The 22322-nt window shown below is 67.4% G+C and carries 17 protein-coding genes; 4 read left to right on the forward strand and 13 right to left on the reverse strand.

What is annotated here, in order from left to right; genetic code table 11:
* Positions 1–41: 41 nt before the first annotated feature.
* The 4 genes from QM841_RS19180 to QM841_RS19195 are packed head-to-tail and all read right to left on the reverse strand — an operon-like array spanning position 42 to position 3964.
* Positions 42–1391, reverse strand: a complete 1350-nt coding sequence (locus QM841_RS19180) for an MFS transporter (RefSeq protein ID WP_005250039.1) — start codon at positions 1389–1391, stop codon at positions 42–44.
* Positions 1388–2431, reverse strand: a complete 1044-nt coding sequence (locus QM841_RS19185) for a 5-oxoprolinase subunit C family protein (RefSeq protein ID WP_283333136.1) — start codon at positions 2429–2431, stop codon at positions 1388–1390. Before QM841_RS19185 ends, QM841_RS19180 begins: the two co-directional genes overlap by 4 nt.
* The gene (locus QM841_RS19190) at positions 2424–3146 is read right to left on the reverse strand and encodes a 5-oxoprolinase subunit B family protein (RefSeq protein ID WP_283333137.1); all 723 of its coding nucleotides are present in this window, start codon (positions 3144–3146) and stop codon (positions 2424–2426) included. The genes QM841_RS19185 and QM841_RS19190 overlap by 8 nt, the downstream gene beginning before the upstream one ends.
* Positions 3134–3964: a LamB/YcsF family protein gene (locus QM841_RS19195; protein ID WP_283333138.1), complete on the reverse strand. Its 831-nt coding sequence runs from the start codon at positions 3962–3964 to the stop codon at positions 3134–3136. Before QM841_RS19195 ends, QM841_RS19190 begins: the two co-directional genes overlap by 13 nt.
* 270 nt (positions 3965–4234) lie before the next feature.
* Between QM841_RS19195 and nac the strand changes: the two genes are divergently transcribed.
* Positions 4235–5152, forward strand: a complete 918-nt coding sequence (gene nac / locus QM841_RS19200) for a nitrogen assimilation transcriptional regulator NAC (RefSeq protein ID WP_005254585.1) — start codon at positions 4235–4237, stop codon at positions 5150–5152.
* Here the strand turns inward: nac and QM841_RS19205 are convergent.
* The 4 genes from QM841_RS19205 to QM841_RS19220 all read right to left on the reverse strand — a co-directional run bounded on the left by QM841_RS19205 (position 5146) and on the right by QM841_RS19220 (position 9755).
* The gene (locus QM841_RS19205) at positions 5146–6072 is read right to left on the reverse strand and encodes a D-isomer specific 2-hydroxyacid dehydrogenase family protein (protein WP_283333139.1); all 927 of its coding nucleotides are present in this window, start codon (positions 6070–6072) and stop codon (positions 5146–5148) included. The genes nac and QM841_RS19205 overlap by 7 nt on opposite strands.
* A 29-nt stretch (positions 6073–6101) precedes the next feature.
* Positions 6102–6875, reverse strand: coding sequence for an SDR family oxidoreductase (locus QM841_RS19210; RefSeq protein ID WP_283333140.1), 774 nt, complete (start codon positions 6873–6875; stop codon positions 6102–6104).
* A complete protein-coding gene (locus tag QM841_RS19215) occupies positions 6872–7405 on the reverse strand; it encodes a gluconokinase (RefSeq protein ID WP_283333141.1) in 534 nt (177 codons plus the stop codon). The genes QM841_RS19210 and QM841_RS19215 overlap by 4 nt, the downstream gene beginning before the upstream one ends.
* Before the next feature lie 127 nt (positions 7406–7532).
* Positions 7533–9755, reverse strand: coding sequence for a thiamine pyrophosphate-dependent enzyme (locus tag QM841_RS19220; protein ID WP_283333142.1), 2223 nt, complete (start codon positions 9753–9755; stop codon positions 7533–7535).
* Positions 9756–10069: 314 nt separating this feature from the next.
* Between QM841_RS19220 and solA the strand changes: the two genes are divergently transcribed.
* Positions 10070–11206 carry an N-methyl-L-tryptophan oxidase gene (gene solA, locus QM841_RS19225; RefSeq protein WP_283333143.1) on the forward strand — a complete coding sequence of 379 codons (1137 nt, stop codon included), beginning with the start codon at positions 10070–10072 and terminating at the stop codon, positions 11204–11206.
* A 62-nt stretch (positions 11207–11268) separates the two neighbouring features.
* On the opposite strand, the gene QM841_RS19230 is transcribed toward solA, so the two are convergent.
* From QM841_RS19230 to QM841_RS19245, 4 genes are all read right to left on the reverse strand, one after another.
* Positions 11269–12456 (reverse strand): NAD(P)/FAD-dependent oxidoreductase, encoded by a 1188-nt coding sequence (locus QM841_RS19230; RefSeq protein ID WP_283333144.1) that lies wholly within the window; start codon positions 12454–12456, stop codon positions 11269–11271.
* A gap of 155 nt (positions 12457–12611) precedes the next feature.
* Positions 12612–13025, reverse strand: a complete 414-nt coding sequence (locus tag QM841_RS19235) for a heme-binding protein (RefSeq protein ID WP_283333145.1) — start codon at positions 13023–13025, stop codon at positions 12612–12614.
* A gap of 35 nt (positions 13026–13060) precedes the next feature.
* Complete coding sequence (gene kdgD / locus QM841_RS19240) at positions 13061–13975, reverse strand: 5-dehydro-4-deoxyglucarate dehydratase (RefSeq protein ID WP_283333146.1); 915 nt, start codon at positions 13973–13975, stop codon at positions 13061–13063.
* Between the two features lie 189 nt (positions 13976–14164).
* Entirely contained in the window at positions 14165–16504 is a 2340-nt protein-coding gene (locus tag QM841_RS19245; protein ID WP_502943278.1) for a thiamine pyrophosphate-binding protein, read from the reverse strand.
* 334 nt (positions 16505–16838) lie between these two features.
* Here QM841_RS19245 and QM841_RS19250 point away from each other — a divergent pair, with 334 nt between their 5' ends.
* Positions 16839–17921, forward strand: coding sequence for a M48 family metallopeptidase (locus tag QM841_RS19250; protein WP_283333147.1), 1083 nt, complete (start codon positions 16839–16841; stop codon positions 17919–17921).
* Positions 17922–17972: 51 nt separating this feature from the next.
* Here the strand turns inward: QM841_RS19250 and QM841_RS19255 are convergent, their stop codons facing one another.
* Entirely contained in the window at positions 17973–20345 is a 2373-nt protein-coding gene (locus QM841_RS19255; RefSeq protein ID WP_283333148.1) for an arylsulfatase, read from the reverse strand.
* Positions 20346–20691: 346 nt separating this feature from the next.
* On the opposite strand from QM841_RS19255, the gene QM841_RS19260 reads away from it, so the two are divergent.
* Positions 20692–22296, forward strand: coding sequence for an ABC transporter substrate-binding protein (locus QM841_RS19260; protein WP_283333149.1), 1605 nt, complete (start codon positions 20692–20694; stop codon positions 22294–22296).
* The last annotated feature ends 26 nt before the right edge of the window (positions 22297–22322 follow it).

The following is a 22322-nucleotide window of genomic DNA, read 5'->3' on the forward strand; positions in this document are numbered from 1 at the left end:
CTTCGAGTGGTCAGGAGACCACCGGGCCGAGTCTGGATCCGTCAGAGCGTGTCGCGGAGTGGCACGTGCGCCCGGTCGGTGATGGTGCTGACAGCGATGAGGGTGCCCACCGCGGTGACGACGGCATAGACCGCGGGAACGTAGATTCCGAACTGAGGAATCAGCCAGGTCATGAGCAGGGGCGCCGTGCCGCCGAAGACCGCGGAGGAGATGTTGTAGCCCAGCCCGTACGCCGAGTACCGCACCCGGGTGGGGAAGAGCTCCACGATGAGGATGTGGATGACGGCGGTGTGACCGGCGAAGATCACCGCCATGATGCATGCGCCCACCACTGCGAGCACGAAGTTGCCGGTCGCGATCAGGGCGTAACAGGGGATGGCGCCGATGGCCATCGCGATCGCCGCGCCGGCGATGACCTTCTTGCGGCCGACACGGTCGGAGAGAGCACCCATGAACGGGATGGCGATGCAGATCGCCACGAGACTCGCCGCGGTCACGAGCAGGGCGGTGCCGGTCGAGAAGCCGATGTTGTCGCCCTTCAGGAACGTCGGCATGTAGGAGAAGAGCACGTAGTAGCCGGAGCCGTTCATCAGCGGGATGAACAGCGCGAGCAGCATCGCTTTGCGGTGCTCGGGGGTCGCGAACGCTTCCTTCAGTGGGTTGCGGGACAGTCCGCCTTCCGCCTTGAGCTTCTCGAAGTTCGGGGTGTCGCTGATGGCCCGGCGGATGTACCAGCCGATGATGCCCATCGGGATCGCGACGAGGAACGGCACACGCCACGCCCAGCTGGCCGGTCCGCCGCCGTTGATGGCGGCCTCGTTGAGCCACGGTGACATCGCGAACGCCACGAGCGTGCCCGTGAGCAGGGCCAGGAAGGACGCGATCTGTGCGTAGCTGGTGATCAGTCCGCGCTTGCCCTCCGGCGAGTGCTCGGCGAGGAACGTCATGGCGCCCGCCGCCTCACCGCCCACGGAGAAGCCCTGCAGAATGCGCAGGAGGATCAACAATGCGGGTGCGGCGACGCCGATCGCGGCGTAGGTCGGGAGAATGCCGATTCCAGCGGTGGCGACGCTGATCAGCATGATGACGAAGACGAGCATCTTCTGCCTGCCGATCCGGTCGCCCAGGATGCCGCAGACGACCGCGCCGAGAGGTCGGACGAAGAACGAGATCGCGTAGCCGGCGAAGACGAGCATCAGCGCGTCACTCGACTTGGAGACGTCGAAGAAGACGATGGCCAGGGCGGTCGCCATGAAGGCGAAGATGCCGTTGTCGTAGAGCTCGACGAAGATGCCCACGCAGCCTGCGAGAACGACTTTGCGGAGCTGGCGGGGTTGCACCTCGTGTTCGGACGTGTGCCCGGCCGTGTCGGGTGAGATCGCGTTGGTCATGCTGACTCCATCTGGGGTACCGAGCTGTGCTGGGCGGATGTCGTTTCTGTGTGAAGGGGGATCCGAAGACTGGCGAACGCGTTGGCCACGCGGGAGCGGAGGAGATCGATCGAGCGTCGTTGCGTGCGGTACGCGTCCACGGCGTCGGAGACGGTCACCTTCCTGAACCGGACCTCCTGGCCGGGGCGTGCCTGGCCGAGCTGGGACAGAGCGGTGGCGGTCACGACCGCGAGCACCGGGTATCCGGCGGTCACCCCTCGTCCACGATGCAGAACGAGGATCTCGTCGCCGGCCGGAACCTCGACCGCACCGATCGGCACTCCACGGGAGAGCACCTCCGTCGACCGGTCCCGCCGGGGAACGGGGCTGCCCGGATCGGTCGGCGTGAGGCGGAGGCCTATGTGGTTCGAGTTGTCGCCGATGACGAAGGGGGTGTCGAACAATCGGGCGGAGGTCGAGCCGAATTCGTGGACGTCGGGACCATCCGTCACGTCGATGGTCCAGCATCCGGCGAAGGCCGCGGGCCGGGCGCCGAGCCGGAACAGCGGCATCAAGAAGTGCGGGTGGTCGATCAGCGGTCCGTCGACGTCGATGGCGACGGACTCGCCGACCGTCAGTTGCCGGCCGAAACCGAGAACCGAGTCGGGGGCGCAACTACCGAGCAGGTAGGGCGCGTCGATCGTTCCGTGCACGGCGAGGTAGACCCTGAGCCCGTCGCGGATTCCGCGGACGGTGAGTTCTTCGCCCGCGGTCCACACGAACGGCTCCCACTGTGGGCGGGCGACACCCCCGACCTGCACCTCCGCCGGCGCTCCGGTCACCGCGACGAGCAGGTCGATGCTCGCGACGGCGCCGAAGTCCATGGCGACCATCTCGAGCAGGGGTGCCGTACGCGGGCTCCCGACCAGTGCGTTCGCCACGTCGGCGCTGTACTGGTCCGAGGCTCCGCCGGTCATCTGGCCGAACCGCGACGCTCGGAGCCGGCCGAGGTCCTGGATCGAGGTCAGCCCGGGTGTCGTGACGGTGATCGATTCAGCCATGACGGACGCCCTCGTACATCGACCACTCGGCCGCGGTGATCGGAACGAAGAGGAACGTGTCGCCGGGCCGGAAGTCGGACAGTGGGTCGGTCGCCGGATCGACGATGGTCAGCGGGGTTCGACCGATCACCGGCCAGCCTCCCGGCGCGGGACGCGCGGAGACGACGGCCTGCCTGCCCGCGACAGCGACCGCGCCTGCCGGTACGTGTGGCCGCGGAATCGTGCGGCGTGGGACGGGCCGCGGGAACGCGGGACCGTCCAGCATCGGGGCGCCGCCCGGGGAACCGAAGCAGCGCATGGTCAGTGGGCCTTCGCAGTGCAGTCGGATCACCTCGGCCGGTGAGAGTTCGAGGTGTGCTGCCACGCCGTCGAGGTCGGGGCCGAATTCTCCCCCGTAGACGACGGGGATCTCGAACTGCCGCGGGCCGCGCGCCGCGGCATCCGCGGGGAGCTCGATCAGCCGTTCGACGTGTGCACGGATGGCGTCGTGGGTGTTTGCACCACAATCGAATTCGACCAGCAATGCGTCGTACGTGGGAATGATGCCGGTGACCGCGACCTCGTCGCCGCGTGCGTCGAGCGCGGCGGCGACCGTGTGGACCACCCGCCAGCGCTCCTCGGCATCCGCGGACAGCGACGTCAGACGTACCGCGGAGTCTCCGCAATCCGAGAGGACGAACTCCCGGTGCGGCCGGATGCACGTCACGCCGGACACGACGCGGACTCCTTCTCTTCCTTGCCTGCTTCCTTGGCCGCGAGGACCTCCGTCACCGGGGCGATGACGACGCCCGCCCTCAGGAGCGCCTCCCGGATCGCTCGCGCGTTGCGTACGGCGTCGGCGCCGTCACCGTGCAGCAGCACCGTGTCGGCCTCGATCGGGACGCGTGTGCCGTCGACGGCCTCGACGACACCCTCGGTCACCATCTGCACCGTGCGCGCCACCAGAGTGTCCTGGTCATGAATCACGGCGCCGGGCTCGGACCGCGGCACCAGGGTGCCGTCCGAGCGGTACGCGCGGTCGACGATGGCGACGATCGCGACGCGAATCCCCCGCTCACGGGCGTGGTCGGCGAGTTCACCGTCCTGGGCGAGCACGATCAGCCGCGGGTCGAACGCTTCCACCGCGTCGACGACGGCACGTGCGTAGTCCGCGCGCGTGGCGACGAGGTTTCCCAACCGACCGTGCGGTGCGATGTGCGAGAGCGTCGTGCCGTGCGAGGTCGCGAAGGCGTGCAGCGCGCCGAGTTGGTACAGAACGTCCGTGCGGACCTCGTCTGCGGTGAGGTCCATCGCGCGCCGGCCGAACCCTGCCAGGTCGGGAAAGCTGGGGTGCGCGCCGATGCCGATTCCGCGGGCGACGCATCCTCGGACCGTGGCGTCCATGGTCCTGGGGTCACCGGCATGGAATCCGCACGCGACGTTGGCGGACGTCAGCACGTCGAGCAGCGCGTCGTCGTCGCCCATCGTCCATGCGCCGAAGCTCTCGCCGAGGTCGGCGACGAGATCGATCTTGACAGTCACGGTGCCTCCCATGGGGACCTGCAGTGGAACCGCTGGTGCAGTTCCTGTGAACTTTCGATGTAAACGGACGCTACGCAGGATCCGGTTCGGGCGGTTAATACCTGTTTTACGTGAGGCGATAACGAACGTCTATGGTGTTTGAACAGCGGCGATGCAAAACCGGAAGAACAGGGCCTCGCATTTGGCTACGGCGGTGTTTCCGCCCGGCAACCTTGTCGAAACCGCGGCGTGCTTGCGTCGCCGCATCGTCAGAAAGGCAGATCGCTCGTGGATACCCGACGCTTGTTCTCATTCGTCCGCATCGTCGACGCCGGAAGCATCACGCGGGCGGCCGACATTCTGCACATCGCCCAGCCGGCACTGAGCCAGCAGATGACGGCGCTGGAGACCCACTTCGGTCAGCAGCTGCTGATCCGCAGCAAGCAGGGCGTGGAACCCACCGATGCGGGGCGCGCGCTGTACCGGCACGCGCAGGTGATCCTGCGGCAGGTGGAGAGCGCTCAAGCCGAGGTGAGCGTCGTCGGTCGAGAACTGGCGGGCGGCGTCTCCGTGGGGCTCGCGCCGTACAGCACGGTGAGTTCCATCGCGTTGCCGCTGCTCACCGCGGTGCGGTCGCGGTACCCGAGCATCCTTCTGCACATCAACGAGAACTTCGGCGGCGTGCTGAGCGAGGCCATGATGACCGGCCGCATGGACATGGCGCTGCTCTACGACGCCGGGCCGATCAAGGGCGTCAACTTCGAGCGTCTCCTCACCGAGGAGCTGATGGTCGTCGCGCCGGCAGGCACCGGTCTGCCCGGTGACACCGGGACGGCCGTCGCCATCAAGGATCTCGTCGACCTGCCGCTGCTGCTGCCGGGCCCGATGCACACCATCCGCAAGGTGGTGGAGCAGGCCTACGAACACGCCTTCGAGCACGCACGGGTGGTCGGGGAGGTGGAATCGGTGACCCTGATGGCGCAGGCGGTACGAAATGGTTTGGGCGCCACGGTATTACCGTTCTCCGTGGCCCGCCGCATCATGAACGTGGAGAACCTGGAACTCCGCCGCATCGAACCGACCATCGAAGTCCAGGTCTCCCTCGGAACACCCGCCAATCAGCCGCTCTCGGGACCTGCCGAGGCCGTGCGCGAGGTGTTGCGCAGTGTCGTCGCCAACTACATCCGGACCAGTTCGGAAGCCGACCGAGGCATTCAGTAACCCCGGCTCGCGTCGATCGGTGCCATCAAAGGCGCTCCGGCAGCATACCGTTCGACGTTGGACGCGACGTGATCGGCAAGCAGCCGCGTCAGCCCCGTCGCCGGATTCGCGACGTGCGGCGTGATGATGGCATTCGGCAGGGTCCAGAGCGGATGTCCGTCGGGAAGTGGTTCGGGATCGGTGACGTCGAGGGCGGCCCCGCCGATCGATCCGGATTTCAGCGCGTCGACGAGCCCCGCGGTGTCGATGAGGGAGCCGCGTGCGACGTTGACGATCCACGCCGTCGATTTCATCTGCGCGAGTGCGTCCTTGTCGACGATGTGCGCGGTCGCCGCCGTCGCCGGTGCGGCGATGACGAAATGGTCTGCTCTGGACCAGATTTCCGGCGTCCGATCGGACGACAGCGTCTCGACTGCACCCGGGACCGGGGTTCCCGAACGAGTCACGGCGAGCACTCGCGCCCCGAACGCGTCGAGCAGCGGGATCATCGCGCGACCGATGCCGCCGCACCCGACGATGGCGACCGTCGCCCCGCGCAGCGTGCCCACCTGCGGGTCGAATTCGGCCTTGCGCCAGGAGGTCGCGCGCACCTGCTCGGTGAGGGCACGGACACCGGCCAGGAGCAGCAGAACTCCGTGTTCCGCGACGTTGCCGGCGTAGGCGCCGGCCGCGGACGTCCAGGTCCGCTCGGTGTCGACGATCCCCGCGGAGATCCACGGTTCCACACCCGCCGAGGGGAGTTGTACCCAGCGCACCGAGTCCGGCAACTGCGCCGGGAACGTGTCGGGGCCCTGCGCCCACACCACGGCTTCGGCGTCGTCGAGCGGGGCGAGTACGCCTCCGCCCCGCTCGATCCCGCGCATCAGGGCGGCGTCCGGGTGCGGTCCGAGGTGGATACGAGGCGTTGCGGTGTTCGGCATCGTGGTCTTTCGAGTCGGTCGGGTGGGGATCACACTACGGCGGTGAGGCCGCCGTCGACGTACAGGATCTGGCCGTTGACGAAGTCCGACGCCGGCGACGAGAGAAAGAGCAGTGCGCCCACGAGTTCCTCGGGGCGGCCCCACCGCCCGGCGGGCGTGCGTGTGGTCAGCCACGCACTGAAGTCGGCATCGTTCACGAGCGCCTCGGTGAGCTGGGTGTCGAAGTACCCGGGTGCGATGGCGTTGGCCTGCAGTCCCAGTGGTGCCCAGTCGGCGCACATTCCGCGTGTGAGCATCTTCAGCCCGCCCTTGCTCGCGGCGTACGGGGCGATACCCGCCCGGCCGAGTTCACTCTGGACGGAACAGATGTTGACGATCTTCCCGTGCCCGCGACGGACCATCGCCCGCGCGAACTCGCGGCCGACGAAGAACGCGCTGCTCAGGTTGGTGTCGAGCACGCGACGGAAGTCGTCGTCACCGAACTCGAGCAGTGGGCTGCGGTGCTGGACGCCGGTGTTGTTCACGACGATCTCGACGGGACCGATCTCGTTCTCGACCCGCTGCGCAGCGGCGGTGACCTCCTCGGGAGCGGTGACGTCGAACGCGCAGGTGTGGACTGTCGCACCGGTGGCGCGGACGATCTCGTCGCGGCTGCGTGCGAGGGCGTCGGCGTCGCGGCCGTTGAGCACGACCTCCGCGCCCGCCTCGGCGAGTCCGTTGGCGAGTGCGAAGCCGATTCCCCGGCTCGATCCCGTGACGAGAGCGATCTTGCCCGTCACATCGAAACTCCCGTGCGAACTCACTGTGTGACAACCTTTCGTTCTTCGTGCAGGTATTCGACGGCGGCCCGTGCGATCGCATCCGGCGCCGGATCGACGTCCAGGACCACGCCGAACTCGTCGGCGTCGAGCGGCTCGAGGAGCGCGAACTGGGAATCGAGCAGGGCAGGCGGCATGAAGTGCCCGCTCCGCGCGTGCATCCGGCCGTGGATGACCTCCCGCGCTCCCGTGAGGTGGACGAACAACACCGGGTCGGAGACGTCGCGGAGGATGTCGCGATAGCTCCGCCGTAACGCCGAGCACGCCACCACGCCACGGCGCTGCTGATCGGACAGCTCCTGCAGGCGGTCGCGGACGACTGCGAGCCACGGTGCCCTGTCGTCGTCGGTCAGCGGGATACCGGCGGCCATCTTCTCGACGTTCGACGGCGGATGCAGATCGTCGGCGTCGAGGAACCGGTGGCCGGTCAGTGCGGAAAGTTGCTGCGCGACTGTTGTCTTCCCGCAGCCGGTCACCCCCATCACCACGATGTGGGGTCGCTGATCGCCACTCATGAATTGTTCCTGTCCGCCGGTGTGGAGAGATGCAGTTCGAACATGCCCGACCGGACAACTGCTTGGCAATGGCGGAGGGGATACCGGTTGACGTTGCCGTCATAGCGAAGCGCGAGGGATGCGGATGTTACCGGCTCACGAGTTTGACTGCCGCGGCCTCGATGGTCTCCTCGGAGAGCAGGACCTCGAGGGCGGCGTCACCGAGGGGGATGAAACTGTCGTCGCTCGTGACGCGTGCGAGCGGCCCGGTGAAGCCGTCGTCGATCAACGCCGTCACCACACCTTCCGACACTCCCCCCGACTTGCGGGTCTCGTCGACGATCAGCACCCGGCCGGCGGCGTTCGCCTCCCGGACGATGTCGTGCACGGGCAGCGGTGCGAGCCACCGCATGTCCACCACACGCGCGGCGATGTTCGCCCGTTCGAGACGGCGCGCGACCCGCAGACTCATGTGCACCCCGTTGCCGAACGTGACGATCGTCAGGTCCGTGCCGTCACCGTACGTGCGGGCCGAGCCGATCGGCACATGGTTCTCGGTCCGCTTCGCCGGATCCGGATACGCGGCCAGCCACCGCTCGTCACCGTCCTCGTGCAAATCTCTGGTGTGGTACAGCGCAATCGGCTCCAGATACACACACAAAGCGCCCGCGGTCCGCGCGGCCGCCGCGCACGTGTGCATCATGGCCGCGGCGTCGTCGGGGCGCGCCGGCGACGCCACCACGATTCCGGGGATGTCACGCAGTGCGGCGACGGCGTTGTCGTTGTGGAAATGCCCACCGAACCCCTTCTGATACCCGTACCCGGCGACCCGCACCACCATCGGGTTGCGGTATTGGCGGTCGGAGAAGAACTGCAACGTCGCGCCCTCCCCCCGGATCTGATCGGCGGCATTGTGCAGATACGCCAGGTACTGGATCTCCGGGATCGGCAGCAGCCCGGACACCCCCGCGCCCAGCGCGAGACCCAGGATCGCCTGCTCGTCGAGGAGCGTGTCGAACACCCGCGCCGACCCCGCCTTCTTCATCAGACCCCGGGTCACCCCGTACACCCCGCCCTTGCGGGCGACGTCCTCACCGAACACCAGCGCCTCGGGGTACCGGGCCAGCACGTCGAGCAGGGCACGGTTGATCGCGAGAGCGACGGTGAGCGGACCTTCCTCCTCGGGAAGCGGGGACCCGACGAACTGCGCGCGACGGTCCGGGTCGACGCGTTCCGGCGCGGCCGCGGCGGCCTGCTCGGCACTGTCGGTGAGTGGCTTCATCACCGCCGCGGGACTGTCCAGTTGAGGTAGTTCGCCGACCTGCTCGGCCAGTTCGAGGACCTCGGCGCGCTTGTTCTCGTAGCGGTCGAGGATGTCGGTGGGGCTCAGGTGTCCGCGTTCGGTCAGCAGTTTCGCGGTGCACAGCACCGGATCCCGGTCGAAGTCTGCGGTGATCTCCGCAGATGTCCGGTACGCGGCCTCGACATCGGAGCCGGCATGACCCATCAACCGGACGGTGCGCAGGTGCAGGAACGCGGGCTTCCCGTGTCTGCGAACCCAGTCGGCGGCATCTTTCGCCGTTGCGTACGCCGCCGGTAGGTCGGAGCCGTCCGCCTCGAAGTACTCGAGGCCCGCCCGGTCACCGAAGTTCGCGGCGATCCACCCCTTCGGCGTCTTGGTGCTGATCCCGATGCCGTTGTCCTCGCACACCAGCAGTAGCGGCAACGGCAACCCCTGGTAGGCGGCGTGCACCGCGGTATTGATGGCACCGACGGCGGTGGAATGGTTCGCGGACGCATCCCCGAAGCTGCAGACGGCGACCGCGTCGGCCGGCCACGGTGACGACACATGCAACTTCTCCGACCGGGCGATGGAGAAGGCAACACCGACAGCGCGTGGGAGATGCGAAGCGATGGTGGAGGTTTGGGGAATGATGTTGAGATCGTGACGGCCGAACACCTTGTGCCTGCCGCCAGATATCGGCTCCTCCGTCGCCGCCACGAGTCCGAGGAGGACGTCGCGCAGCGGATCACTGCCGTCCACCTGCTGCGCCCGCGCCAGGAAGAAACCACCGGAACGGTAGTGCAGCAGAGCGGGATCGGAAGGTCGCAGCGCGGCCGCGACTGCGGCGTTGCCCTCGTGCCCGGACGAGCCGATCGTGTAGAAACCCTTCCCCCGCGACCGCAACCAACGGGCCGCCAGATCGAGATGCCTGCTGCCGACCTGGGCGTCGAAGAGGTCCAGGGCGCCCTGCACCGACAACGGGGACGGCGGCTGGACCGGATCCTCCGGACCGACGCCGGGGCGGCTCTCCCCGGGAACCAGCCCCGACACGACAGAGGTGAAGTAGTCGTCGATCTGTTCGGCCATTCCTAGATCATCCTGTGGCGCCGACCAGCGGGCAAGAGTCGCAGGATCAGAGTCTCGATGCCTCACCGTAAGGTCGACTGTTCCTCACGCCGGGCCGTGACCGTCACCATGACGAATACTGGGGTCACATCTGTCCCGGCGGGCGCTTCGCCTCCGGCTCCGGTGTTCGATCACATGACGTTCGGCGACACCGGTGTGGAGTGACAGGATGGCAACATGTCTGGGTCCGACTCCGCAGACCGACTGCACATTCGAGAGGCCGCTGTGATCATGAACAATTCCCCCGCTGGTGAATACACGCTGGTGCGCAGTCGATGACCACGACGAGGACCGGTGTCGCCGTGATAGGTACCGGCACGATGGGCTCCGCAATCATGTGGAGACTGTCGGAGCGAGGTATTCCTGCAGTCGGTCTCGAGCAATTCACTCCCGGGCACGATCGTGGCTCCGGGCACGGCGAGTCGCGCATCTTCAGAACCGCATACCATGAGGATCCCGCGTATGTCCCGATGCTCCGGGCCGCACTCCGAGGATGGCGGGAACTCGGTGAGCAAACCGGCGAACCCGTCTTGACGATGACCGGGGGCCTCAGTATCGGCCCCTCGAGCGGCGTGATTGTGGGTGGCTCCCTCGAAGCAGCCAGGGTGCATGACCTCACCCAGGAGATTCTCGACCCGGCCGAGTTCGGTACCCGGTTTCCTACACAGAGGTTGCGTGGGGGAGATACGGCCATCTGGGAGAAGGATGCCGGCGTGATCAGGCCGGAGTTGGCGATCACCGGTGCAGCGCGCCGTGCGAACGAACTGGGCGCCTCTGTACGTCCCGAGAGCCGCGTCCTGGGGATCGAGGACGGTCCCGGAAACACGGTGCTCGTGCGGCTCGACCACGAGGTCATTCGAGCCGACCACGTCGTGGTCGCGGCAGGCGCCTGGATTCCCGGCCTTCTCCCGGCCGCCCATCTCCCCTTGACTGTGGAGCGCAAGATCCTCGCATGGTTCCCGGCCGAAGATCCCACGCAGTTCGGGCCCGACCGGTTCCCGGTATTCCTGCGGGACAGCCCGGAGGGTACGTGGTACGGCTTCCCCACCATGGACGGCAAGACGGTCAAGATCGCGCTCCATCTCGGCGGGCGCGAGACCGACCCCGACGAGCTGGATCGGGTGGTCCATGACGAGGACACCGCCCCGTTGCGGGACCTCGTTCGTCATTACCTGCCTGGATTGAGTTCGCACCCCGTGCGGGCCGCGGTGTGTATGTACACGAACACACCCGACGGGCACTTCATCATCGGAAATCCACCCGCCTACAGGAACGTGACGGTCGTGTCCGCGTGCTCTGGTCACGGTTTCAAATTTGCACCGGTGATCGGAGAGATCGCCGCCGATCTCAGTTGCGGATCGACCCCGGAATTCCCCTTGGAGTTGTTCGACGTCAACCGATTCTCTGATTGACACAACGGGGATCCGGCGTCCGCGCCGTCGTGATCGAGGGCCGTGGTCCCTCGACTCGCCGGCTAGGTCGAGAAGTACACCGGTGGTGCTGTCGAGTCCAGGGCCAGTGCCACAGCCGCACGGGCAGCGACGGGCCCCACCAGGTTTCCCGTCCCGTTGTACCCACCGATGACGATGACGCCGGGAAGAACCTCGGAGCAGAGGGGACGGCCGTCGGTGGTGTAACTGACGGATGCACCCCATCTCCGGACGACGTCGACGGGCTTGCCCGCCATACGTTCCGCTACTCGTTCGATGTAGCCCTGGACGTCCGGAGTGGGTGACGTGTCGAATGTCCACTCGGTGTCGACGAAACGGTCTCGCCCGCCCCCGACGAACAGGCGCCCATCCTTCGCTTGCTGGGCGTAGTCGTATCCCCAGCGTCCGTACACAGGGCACGGCAGGCGTTCGGGCAGCCCCGGCGCCGTCCCGAGCATTTGCAGGCGTGCCGTCCGGACCCGCCCCTGCAAATCCGGGAGGACCTGTTCGAGTTTGCCGTCCACCGCGACAATGACGACGGGCGCACTGACCGAACCGTGTTCTGTTGTCACCCTTCCACTCTCCACTGCGGTGACAGGCGAGTGCTCGTACAGGCCGGCCCGTCCCCGAAGGAGAGACGCCAGCCCCAGAGCTCGACGAGAGGGGTTCATGGCCGCGTCGTCGGGCAGAAACAGACCGCGCCCGAGCTCGCCGTCGTATTCTTCGACAGCGATGTCGTGCTCACGCAACACCGCTGCCAGTGCTGCGCAATCCGCGAGTTCCACCACACGGTCGGCGGCCTCGGCGTCGTCGACAGGTTCGCCGGGCAATCCGGCGAGGCGAATGGAGCCCGTCCGTGCGATGACCTCCGGACCCAGCATCTCGGCAAGCCGGTCCAACTCGAGCAGGGTTGCGCGATAGAGATCGACCGACGACGTCCCCCAGGTCGTGAGGGACGAGTGGAGGAACGTCGCCGGGCCGCCCAGGAGGAAGCCGCCGTTGCGCCCCGCCGCGCCGGCCGCGACCCGCCCGGCGTCGACGCCGACAACCTGCAGCCCACGTTCGACCAGGGCGCCGATCGCCGCGAGACCCGACCCGCCGAGGCCGACGACACACACGTCGGCCGTGACGTTCTGTTCCAACACCGGAAGACCGTTCCACGACGCGACCACCGGATCGTCGTCCCAGGCGCTCACCGAATTCCACTGGGTGTCGGATCGAAAATTCATCATCGCATTCCCTATCCTTCAGCTCGCGACGTTCCGATGTCCGAGGAAGTTGACGCCTTGCGCGAAGCCACGACCGGGCAAGTCTATGCGGCATTGCGGGCGACGAGATAGTCACAGACGACTTTCCAGCGGGGCAACGGTCGCTGCCGGGGCCGGTGTCACGAAATGTTGCGGCGGTGTCGCTCGTCGAACCGGTGGATCGCGTCGATGACGGTCTCGACGATGTGTGGCCCGGCACCACCGACGGAGGTTGCGACCGCGAGTATGCCTACCGCACTGGGTTTGTCGGCCGGGTGAGGTGTCCACGCGGGGACCATCCCGCAGTCGACCGTCACGCCGGGCGCCGGCTCTACCCCGTGCCCGTCAGTCGTTCCCGACATTCGCCGGGCGGTGCCGAGCGCAGTGCGGGTCGCGGAGTCCAGCAGTTCCGCGGCGGCGCCGTCGGTCCGGGAGCAGCACATCAGATTTCCGGCGTCGTCGGCAACGCTGACGGCGACGGCGGCGTCGAGTGTCGCGGCATGGCGCCGAGCCAGATCGAGGGCGAGTTGCGCACGCGCTGCGGTGAGTGTCATGGCGTTCTCCGATGATCGATCGCGGATTGTGCGGCTCAGCTCACCTTCTTGATCAGGTCGGCGAGCTCGGCCAGTTCGACGGAATCGAGGTCGGTCAAAGGCGCGCGCACCGGGCCGGCGGGTCGGTCGATCGCCGTCATGCCGGCCTTGATGATGCTGACCGCGTAACCCTGTTTCTTGTTGCGCAGGTTGCAGTACGGGATCACGAACTCGTTGAGTGCGTTGATGACGAATGCGTTGTCTCCGCTGCGGAGCGCGTTGTAGAAGTCGAGCGCGAACTTCGGAACGAAGTTGTAGATGGCCGAGGAGTACGTGGTGACGCCCAGCGCGAGATACGGCAATGCGAACATCTCGGCGGTGGGCAGTCCGCCGACGTAGGTCAGCCGGTCACCGAGACTCGCGTAGATGCGGGTCATCTGCTCGATGTTGCCGACCCCGTCCTTGAACCCGACCAGGTTCGGGCAGCTGTCCGCGAGCTCCGCGACAGCGGCCTCGGTGTAGACGGCGTTGGCGCGACTGTAGATCGTCACCCCGAGAGTGGTTGCGGCACACACCTCTTTGACGTGGGCGACGAGGCCGTCCTGGCTCGCCTCCGTGAGATACGGGGGAAGCAGCAGGATGCCGTGCGCGCCGACGCTCTCCGCCGACCGGGCCATCTGCACGGCCGTGGCCGTGCCATAACCGGCGGGCGCGATCACCGGGAGACCGTCGGGTGCCTCCTGCACCGCTGCCCGGACCACCTGCTCCACCTCGGGCGGGGTGAGCGAGAAGAACTCACCCGTGCCACCTGCGGCGAACAACCCGGAGACGTCGAACTGCCCGAGCCAGCCGATGTTCTCGCGATACGCGGCCTCGTCGAACGAGTGGTCATCCTTGAAGTGGGTGACCGGGAACGACAACAGACCGGAGCCGAGCTTGTGGGCGATCTCGTGGGGGGACGCAGTGGCCATGGGTTTCGTTCTCCTCGTTCGCAATCGCGCCGCCGTCGGTGCGCGCTGTGTCCACCAGGCTAGGAGCCTCAACCATTCAAGTCCAACACTAGTTATGGATCTTCTGATACCCAAAAAGTATCGTCGGTGCCGTCTGCGCTGAACCAACGGGACGCTCGTTCGATCTGACGCGACGAGCGTCCCGTTCGTTCAGGAGATGTCGAGTGCGGCGCGGACGATGCTGTCGGTGTCGATGCCGTGGTAGCGGTAGACGTCGTCGAGGGACCCGACCTGCCCGAACCGGCTGACACCGAGCGCCGCACCGGGAACGTGGTTGATCCCGGCCAGGAACGCGAGGGTGTGCGGGTGCCCGTCGAGGACGGTCACCATCGGCGCCGCCCGGCCGGCGGGGAACACCTGATCGAGGATCCACGTCGGGCCGTCGGCGAGGCCGCGGCGCGCCTGCACTGCCTCGAACAACAACCCGGGACTGGTCACGCACACGACGTCGGCGGCAATCCCCTGCTCGGCCAACCGGTCCGCGGCGGAGAGGGTTTCGGTGATCATGGCGCCCATGCCGACCAGCGTGATCGCCGGCTTGTCGCTGTGCCGGAGGGTGTACGCCCCGGCGACCACCTGACGGCGGCGGCGTTCCCGCGCGGCGGGATCGGTGGGGACGGCGGCGAGAGTCTGATCGACCGGGCGGGTCGAGAGCCGCAGATACGACGAGGAGCCGTCCGGCCGGCCCAGGCGGGAGATGCTGTCGAGCAGCGTCCACTCGACGTCGATCGCGAACGCCGGCTCGTAACTCACACACCCGGGCTGCTCGAGGCCGATCGACGGGGTCTTGATCGACTGATGCGCCCCACCCTCCGCCGCGAGGGTCACCCCGGACGGGGTGCCGACCAGGATCGACTGCCCACCCGCATAGATGCCGTACGACCAGGGTTCGAGGGCGCGTTCGACGAACGGGTCGTACATCACCCCGATCGGGAACAGCGGCTGCCCCCAGCGACTCCAGGTGGCACCGAGCTCACCCATCAGGCCGACCAGATTCGTCTCGGCGATGCCGAGTTCCATGTGCTGCCCGGTGGGCTTCTCCCGCCAGTGCATGATCGTCTCGGCGTCGTCGTCGAACCAGTTGCGGCGCTCGTTCGGCGACCACACCCCCACCTTGTTCAGCCAGCCGGCCAGATTCGTGGTCGAGGAGACGTCGGGGCTGACGGTGACCACCCGTTTCGCAGCGTCGGGGGCCTCCCGGGACAGGTCCAGCAGCGCCCGGCCCAAGGCGGCCTGCGTCGTGGACGTCCCCGACGGGGTGCGGCCGATATCGGCCGGGACCGCGGGCGGGGTTGCCGGTTCGACGGGGTTCCGCCGCAACCTGTCCGCAGTCGCCGCGCACACCTGGCCCGCCGCACTGTCGGCGTCGAACCTAGCCCACGGTTTCGCCGGGTCCATGCCCAGTTCCGCGGCGAGCTGTTCGTACTGCTCGACGGTCAGCAGCGACGAGTGATTCTGCGGATGCCCCTGCGTCGGCAGGCCGCGACCCTTGATCGTGTAGGCGATGATCACCGTCGGGCGGGTGTCGTCGATCTGCGCGTACGCGGCGCGCAGGGCGTCGAGGTCGTGACCGCCGAGGTTCCGGATCGCGTTGAGGAGGGTGTCGTCGTCGAGGCCGGCGATCAGCGACGCGATCGCGGCGGCGTCGGGGCCGTCCCCGGGCAGCCGCCCCCGCACCTGCTCGGCGTCGCAGCGCAGCAGCCGCTGGTATTCGGGGTTGGGCATGTCCAGGATCCGGTTCCGCAACGCCGCACCACCGGCCCGGGTAAACAGAGACTCGAGCAGGGTCCCGAACTTCACGGTGATCACCTGCCACCCGGCGGCCGCGAACATCGCCTCGAGCCGGCCCGCGGCGATATTCGGGACCACCCGGTCCAGGGACTGCCGGTTGAGGTCGACGATCCACACGATCTCACCGAGTTCGGACACGGAGGTGTCGAGGATCGCCTCCCACACGGCTCCCTCGTCCAGTTCGGCGTCGCCGACGAGCGAGTACTGGCGGCCCGTCCCGGCGCCGCCGATGGCGGTGTCGACGTAGCGGCGGGCGATGGCACCCCAGATCGGGGCCGTCGCACCGATGCCGACCGACCCGGTCGAATAGTCCACCGGATCAGGATCTTTCGACCGGCTCGGGTACGACTGGAGGCCACCGAACTCCCGCAGCGTCGTCAGATACTTCTCGTCCAGCTCACCGAGCAGGTAGTTGATGCCGTGCAGCACCGGCGAGGCATGGGGTTTGACCGACACCCGATCCCCCGGCCGCAACTGCTCGAACCACAACGACGTCATGATCGAGACCATCGACGCGCACGACGCCTGATGCCCACCGACCTTCAACCCCGTCGGATTCGGGCGAACCCGGTTGGCGTGGTGGATCATCGACGTCGCCAACCAGAGCACGCGCTTCTCGATCTCCACGAGCGCTTCCGGAGTGGTCGCGCGCGGGCTGAGCTGCGCCGTGTGGTCGTCGATCGTACGGGCGTCGTTCATCGTTTCGTCCTTGCCTGTGAGTTCCTGGCACCGAATCCGATCCTCCTCGGCCCAGTTCGTGAGCGAGGCGGATCGGCGGTGACGGGCAGGCGGACCTGTGGGAACCGACCTCACCGCATCTTCGAGGTCTCGTGTGCAGATCTCGCACAACAGTCGACCATCGGAACGCACTTTGAGCAATACCGAGCGTCGCATTTGAGCATCCTGCGCATGTTCGGAGCAGCCGCCGTGGTCGGCGGTTGGCAAACTGCCCAGCACGACCGCCGCCGCTACCCTCCGGCGCTACCCTGACCGGGAGGGCTCTGCACCGCGCACACCGACCCAGGGGGAAAGCTTGACCACCACACCAGACCGCGTTCGCACGGCGTTCCCGGACATCAGCTCGCGTGCGTGGGAGCACCCGGCGGATCGCGCGGCGCTCGTCACCCTGCGCACCTTGAAGGGGTTCGACACAGTCTTCCGAACCATCTCGGGTCTGTTGCAGGAGCGCCAGCACCGGCTGATGTACCTGGCCACGTCCGTGCGCGTCGACGAACGGCAGTTCAGCGATCTCCACGACCTCCGCAGCGACTGCGTGCGGATTCTCGGCGCCGACGAGACGCCCGAGCTGTTCGTGCTACAGACCCCGGTCGTGAACGCCTTCACCATCGGCATGGACCGTCCGTTCATCGTGGTCACCACCGGACTGCTGGACGTGATGAATTACGAGGAGCAGCGGTTCATCATCGGCCACGAGCTCGGGCACGCGCTCTCGGGGCACGCGGTGTATCGCACGATCCTCATGCATCTGATGCGCCTGGCCGGGACCATCGGCTGGATCCCGATCGGCGGGTGGGCGCTGCGCGCGATCATCGCCGCCCTCATGGAGTGGCAGCGCAAATCGGAACTGTCCGGCGACCGTGCCGGTTTGCTGTGCGGGCAGGACGTCCACACCGCCCTCCGCGTTCAGTTGAAGCTGGCAGGCGGCTCTCGGGTGAGCGAAATCGACACCGACGCCTTCCTGGCCCAGGCCGCGGAGTACGACGCCAGCGGCGACCTGCGCGACGGCGTGCTCAAACTCCTCAACATCGAACTGCTCACCCATCCGTTCTCGGTGCTGCGCGCCGCCGAGCTGAAGAAGTGGGTGGACAGCGGCGCCTACGCGGCGATACTCCGCGGGGAGTACCCGCGCCGCGGCGAGGACGACGACGCCAAGATCAGCGAGGAATTCCGCAAGGCCGCGAAATCGTACAAACAGAATTTCGACACCTCGAACGACCCGCTGATCCGCATGCTCCGTGAGATCGGCAGCGGACTGGGCACCACCGTGGACGCCGTCGGCAACGGCGTCGGCGACGTCGCGGCGGACATCAAGGAGCGCTTCACCCACTGGCGCAGAAATTCCGACGGCAAGAAGGATTCCGACGGCGACAGCTGACCGGTAACCCAGCGGAGGTCGGGCGCGTTCTCGCGCGCCCGACCTCTTCGATCAGTCGGCCATGGCCTCGGCCAGCTCCTCGACCTCCTGGATGACCGGTTCGGGCACCCGCACGGGCCCGGGGGTGTAAGTGACCGACCGCAGCCTGCCGGTGAATCGGAACGTTCCGCGGCGTTCACGCAGATCCCACACGACGGGTCCGCGGGCGTCGACGCCCACCGAGATCCCGGTCCACGGCGCCATGCCGACCAGCTGGAACTGGTCATCGAGGGTGGCCACATCGGTGGTGACCCCGGCCGAGTCGGTGAGGGTGACGGTGAAGTTCCACCGGACGGATTCGGTGGCGTCCGCCCGCACCTGCACGCCCACCACATCCGCACCGAGGGGCGCGGAGGTGTGCGCGACGCGGCCGTAGCTGTTGACCGCGAGCACGATCCGGCCGTCCTCGACGTAGAGCACGTATCCGCCGTGCGGGTCACCGTGCGCGACGAGGACACCTTCGTCGCCCGCGGCGATCGGGTGGGTGGCGACGTCGATGGTGAAGTCGCGGTACTGGATCAGCACACTGGACCGATAGCGTTCCAGCGTCGGCGTGCCCGCGAGGATCTTCACCGGCTCCGCGAGGCGACGCTCGTCGGGTCGCCGCTGCACGGCCTTGCGGTCGTTGAGGATCGGGAACACGGTGTTGTGCCACGCCGCCCGATCCCACGCCTCGGCGAGTTCGCGGACCTTCTCGGGGAAGAGATGCGCGACGTCCGTGGTTTCGGCGGGGTCGGATTCGACGTCGAACAGTTGCCATTGTGGATCGTCGACCCGGGTCGGATCCGTGTGCAGCGACAGCAGTTTCCAGCCGTCCCGGTAGAACCCGCGGTGACCACCGAACTCGGCGTACTGCTCCGTGTGCGGGGTGGGCTGCGCGGCGTCACGCAGAACGTCGGCGATACTGACACCGTCACGCTCCTGGGCGGGAAGCCCGTTCCGGTGGCTCGGAGTTTCGAGTCCAGCGAGATCCAGGAGCGTCGGCGTGATGTCGGTGACGTACGAGTACTGCTTGCGCAGTCCGGTGTCGCCGTCGGCACGCCCGAGACCGGCCGGCCAGGACAGCAGGAACGGCACCCGGACACCACCGGCGAACGTCTGGCCCTTGTAGAACCGGAACGGGGTATTCGACGCCTGCCCCCAGCCGCGCGGGTAGTGGACGCCGATCTTCTCCGAGCCGATCAGTTCCTCGTCGTGCGGAACGTCGCGCACCCAGTCCGACGGGACCGGTCCGTGCACGAATTGGCTGAAGTACGAACGCGTTCCCGCCGCGCCGCCCTCGGCGGTGCCACCGTTGTCGGACGTGAACACGATGATGGTGTTGTCGGTCTCGCCGAGTTCGTCGAGGGTGTCGAGCACCCGCCCCACGCTCTGGTCGATGCTGTCGACCATCGCGGCGTAGACCTCCTGGTACCGGGCGAACCGCAGCTGCTCCTCTTCGGTGAGCTCGTCCCACGGCGGCGCGTCGTAGCCGGGTTCGGTGTTGCGTTCGGCCATCTGGGTGCCGGGCGGGAAGAACCCTGCCTCGAGCTGCGCGTCGAAGCGGCTGCGTCGCACTGCGTCCCAGCCCTCGGTGTAGCGGCCGCGGTACTTGGCCAGGTCTTCGGGCTTGGCCTGGTGCGGTCCGTGCATCGCGATGTGCGAGAAGTACAGGAAGAACGGCTTGTCGGCGTCGTGGGCGCGCAGGCTCTTGATGCGCGAGATGGCCTTGTCGGTGATGTCGTCGGTGACGTAGTAGTCCGACGGATACTCCTCGACGTCGACCACGGAGTTGTCGGAGACCAGCTCGTTCGGGTAGTAGAACGAGTTCAACCCCTCGAGCGAGCCGTAGTAGCTGTCGAATCCACGCTGCAGGGGCCAGGAGTCACGGGTGCGGCCCGGCGCGAGGTTGGTGTCGCGCGCGAGATGCCACTTGCCGACCGCGTGCGTGGCATACCCGTTCGCGCGCAGAATCTCGGCGAGGCTGAGCGCGTCGTCGGCGAGTTCCATGCGCAGTCCGGGGAAGCCGGGATCGAAGTTGGCCACGCTGCCGTAGCCGGCGCGGTGCGGGTTCAGGCCGGTGAGCAGCGCCGCGCGAGCCGGTGAGCAGACCGAGGTGGTGTGATAGTTCGACAGCCGGTAGCCGCTGTCGGCGAGCCGGTTCAGGTTGGGGGTGTCGATCTCGGAGCCGAACGGTCCGATGTCCGAGTAGCCCATGTCGTCGATGAGGATGACCACGATGTTCGGCGCGCCGGCGGGGGCTTTCGTCTCCGGCGCCCACCACGGCGTCGACTCCGCACTCGTCCGCCCGATATGTCCGCCGAATCCGTCGTACCCTCGCGCGCCCGGAGGGAGCTGCTGTCCCCCGGATCCCTGCCCGTCTCCGCTGGTTGCCGAATCCGTCACAATCACAATCCCTTTCACTATCCGAGGCGTGTTTCCCCATAGAATCGGAGAAATATTTCCCCGTGCAATTCGGGAAATACTACGGTCGCCCAGGAGCCCGCCGAGTAGTTAGAATCATGCAGATTTCAACCACTGATCGAACTTGGTCGGGCCTCCGAGCCGGTGCTAGCTTCGATCCCATGGGTACCCCGACCAGCTGCGACCGCGCCTCCATGCGGTGTCGCTGCCGTAGCTGAACGTCCCCTCACGCCTCTCGTCATCCGGACAACTCGATCCGGGGTGTTCACGGGTTCCGCGTCTCTCCTGCCCTTTCCACTTCCCTTCGGGTGACCCTTAGGACACAGCCATGTCTTCTCGTTTCCGCACGTCGACCACGCACCCGCGACGGGGCCTTGTCGTGTCGGCGGTTGTCGCTGCCCTCGTGATGCTGGTCACCGGGTGCACCTCGGCGGTCGGCCTGCAGCGGTCGGGTACGGAATCGGTGCTCCAGCAGGGAGAGGACGTGCCCACGGGCGGGACGGCGCGGATCGGTGTCGGTGCCGACCTCATCCCCGCGACGTTCCTGTCGCTGGGCAACAACCCCACCAACGGCGGGGTCTCGGCCAACGTCTTCGACACTCTGGTCCAGTACCCGCACGGCAGTCTCGAGCCCGAACCCCGGCTGGCCACCTCGTGGCAGCTGTCGGACGACGGACGTCGTCTGGAGTTGGCGCTGCGTGACGACGTCCGCTTCCACAACGGCAAGGAATTCACCTCGAGGGACGTCGAATTCACGTTGCGGACCTACACGGATCCCAGTTGGAACGCGCAGTTCCGGCGGACCGCGGCGGCGATCACCGCGTTCGACACCAGCGACCCGCACCGCATCGTGCTCACCCTGTCGCAGCCGACCGGGAATATCTTCGATCTCCTGGCGGTCGCGCCCATCCTCGACGGCGACACGGTCGACGGACTGAAGGAGGGGCGGGTGTTCAACGGCACCGGACCGTTCACGTTCTTCTCCTGGCAGCCGAAGGTCTCGCTGTCGCTGGCCCGCAACCCCGACTACTGGGGTGCTCCGCCCCACCTGGACGGCGTGACGTTCGCCGTCGTCTCCGACGATCAGGCGCTGGTGACCAAATTGCGGACCGGCCAGATCGACGCCGCCTACGATCTGCCCTCCCTCGACGCCGAACTCGCCGTCTCCCGGGGCGGGTTCCGCTCCCACGTACTGGAGGGCGCCGAGTCCGACCAGTACATCGGGATCAACGTCTCCGCACCGCCACTGAACGACCTGCGGGTCCGGCAGGCGATCGCGTACGCGATCGACCGGGACCGCATCCTCACCGACGTCTACCGCGGCAAGGGTTACGCGTCCAGCCTGCCGTGGCCGCGGACCTCGCCCGCCTACGACGAACAGACCGCTAACACCTACGGCCGGGACGAGGAACGGGCGCGCGCACTCGTCGCCGAGATCGGTGACGTCCCGACCATCCCGCTGAACTACCCCGCCGACCGCACCTCCCGGATCATCGCGGAGATCATCCAGGCGAACCTTCGCGACGTGGGCATCGACGTCGACCTGATCCCCACCGACGCAGCCCAGATGACCAGTCTGCTGGTGGCCGGCCAGTTCCCGGGTTTGTGGGTCACCCAGCACGGGTTCGCGCAGATGACCCCGTCCACCCTGGCCGTGGCGGCCTTCCCGTTCAACGCGGTGAAGAACGCCTCCAACTTCCTCGACCCGGAGTACCAGGCGCATGCGGTGGCGGCCTGGCAGCAGCAGGACCCCACGTCACCCGCGGCGATCGACGCCTACCGCGCGCTGAACGCGGACCTGCTGGAGTCGCTGTTCCTGGTGGAGATCGGGGTGGTGCAGACCGAGGTCGTGGTGTCCACCGACCTCGGCGGATTCGACTGGTCCCGCACCAACGATCCGCGCTTCGATTCCACGTACCTGCTGCGCACCTGATCCGACGACCGCCCGCACACCCACCG

The organism is Rhodococcus sp. IEGM 1307, assembly GCF_030056915.1.
Classification (GTDB): domain Bacteria; phylum Actinomycetota; class Actinomycetes; order Mycobacteriales; family Mycobacteriaceae; genus Rhodococcus_F; species Rhodococcus_F opacus_D.